We start from the raw sequence: 1,473 nt of genomic DNA on the forward strand, positions 1-1,473 counted from the left end.
GGCCCCGCCGCCAGACGCCGACTGCTTGCCAGATGAGGTGGACACGTACACAAGGATCTCCGATCCCCGTCCTCAGGTCAGCACCCCACTCACACGGGGTGTCTCACACCATCCTGACCAAGAGGGCCGCGCATCGACGATGAGGACCAGGTCTAGGCCGTCATAGGCAGACGGAGGCGACCAACGATGACCACAGGAATGCACGACGGTGAGTTAGGCTGTTCGGTCATGCCCTCGGAGAACGTCACGTCCCACCCCGTGCAGCTGCACTACGTCCTCACGTCGGACGACCTGCTAGACGGCTTCGCCGCCCAGCACCGCAGCATCCCGCGTCCCTGGTATCTGCGGTGGCTGAGCACTCTACTGACTATCGGCCTGCTCGCTGTCGTCTTCGTTTTTTCTGCGGTGTCTGGAGATGTGGCGGCGGGAGCCGCTGTGATGGGTGCCGTCGTGGTGTTCCTCGTGGTGGTGCCCGTCGTCGTCGGGTTCAGCCTGCTGCTGCGCCGGATCTTCGGCGGCTCTCGCTGGATCTACCGGCTTCAGGTTCGGCAGATCATGCGCGGCAATCCTGCGCTGTCCCAGCCCATGCAGGCCACGGTTACCGACACCGGGGTGCATCTCAGTAGCGCCGCCGGACAATCGACGACAAGTTGGGCTCAGCACCCGGTGCACGTCGAGACCGATCGGTCGTTTGTCCTGCTTGCATCGGAGCGCCGCGGCGGAGCGGTGCTCGTGCTGCCGAAGCAGGGGCTCGGTGCGGCGGGCCCTGCATCGCTGCGCTCGTTGCTCTCCGTCCACTCCCGCCGAATTTCCTGACCCGGACAGCGCCGCGTCCTGAGGGACCGGCGGAAGCAGCGAGAAGGCAGCGAACGCGTCGCCTGCGAGCGGTTGATGGCGATAGCAGGCGGGGTCGTAACCGTGCTGACAGGTACGGGATGAAACCCAGCGACAGCAGACGATGCGCCGCACCCGCGTTCACACCGAAGTGTCGGTTGGTCCTTCGGTTCCAGCGTTGGCTGTGCGTGACACCATTGCTCTCATGGACGACACGGTGCGGGAGCTGCTTGCCGCTCGCGACGGTCATTTCTTGTTGGAATCAGGCCATCACGGGCATCTCCTGCTCGACCTCGACGCCATGCTGTGGCGGCCCGCAGCCGTCGAGCCGCTCGCGCTGGCGCTTTCCGAATCGCTCAGCGCCTACAACGTCGAGGCCGTGGTGGGTCCTCTCGTCGGTGGTGCACTGCTCGCTTACCGAGTCGCTGAGCGGCTAGCCCTGCCGTTTGCCTACGCCGAGCGCGTCGCGTATGCGCCTGGCCAGTTGTACTCCGCCCGCTACCGACTGCCTCAGAGCCTGGTAAATAAGGGTTTCAGGTGTGCTGGTGGCGGGCGAGGCGGCGGGTCATGACGATGATCATGGCCCATTGGACCATCGCGGCGTGGTGGTCGGGTAGCCGTTCGTAGTCTCGGACCGTG

At 65.2% G+C, this 1,473-nt stretch carries 2 protein-coding genes; both read left to right on the forward strand.

Annotated features, from left to right (window positions below; genetic code table 11):
• Positions 1-228 precede the first annotated feature (228 nt).
• Positions 229-816: a hypothetical protein gene (locus NCC78_RS31650; RefSeq protein WP_250799116.1), complete on the forward strand. Its 588-nt coding sequence runs from the start codon at positions 229-231 to the stop codon at positions 814-816.
• A gap of 223 nt (positions 817-1,039) precedes the next feature.
• A complete protein-coding gene (locus NCC78_RS31655) occupies positions 1,040-1,405 on the forward strand; it encodes a hypothetical protein (protein ID WP_250799117.1) in 366 nt (121 codons plus the stop codon).
• Positions 1,406-1,473: the final 68 nt, after the last annotated feature.

The sequence above is a fragment of the Micromonospora phytophila genome (assembly GCF_023656545.1).
In the GTDB taxonomy this organism is placed as follows: Bacteria; Actinomycetota; Actinomycetes; order Mycobacteriales; family Micromonosporaceae; genus Micromonospora; species Micromonospora phytophila.